The following is a 379-nucleotide window of genomic DNA, read 5'->3' as shown; positions in this document are numbered from 1 at the left end:
CCGCAGATCGCGACGCAGTTCTCGGGCACCACCCGCACCGTGACGTTCTCCCTGCCGTTGGACATTCCAGGCAACGGCGACACCATCCCGATCCAGCCCTCGTTCGCCGTCGTGAATCGGACCGCCTGGGTTCCGGATGCTGCCGACTACGTCGTCACCCTGATCGGGCCGGGCGGCCTCCTCGACCTCGACCCGTCGAACAACACGGTGATCATGGCGCCGCAGTACGGCGGCCCGCCGGTGTGAGCCTCTCCTCTGCCGGTTCGGAACAAGGCGCTGCCCTGACGCGGGCGGCGCCTTTTCTGTGAAGTCAGCCGGCCCTCTTGACATGATCGAGATATATCGTGTTACTCTCAATCCACACGATATATCTCGATCC

At 63.9% G+C, this 379-nt stretch carries 1 protein-coding gene; it reads left to right on the top strand.

The genetic code is table 11. The annotated features are described in order from the left end of the window. The coding region (locus tag SB660_RS19200) for a hypothetical protein (protein ID WP_410583816.1) at positions 1-246 on the top strand (246 nt) is incomplete at its 5' end. Between the last annotated feature and the right edge of the window lie 133 nt (positions 247-379).

It is taken from the genome of Bacillus sp. SIMBA_005 (assembly GCF_046535585.1).
Taxonomy (GTDB): Bacteria; Bacillota; Bacilli; order Bacillales; family Bacillaceae; genus Bacillus; species Bacillus pumilus.
The sequence above is the reverse complement of the archived record's forward strand: the minus strand, read 5'-3'. Positions and strand labels throughout refer to the sequence as shown.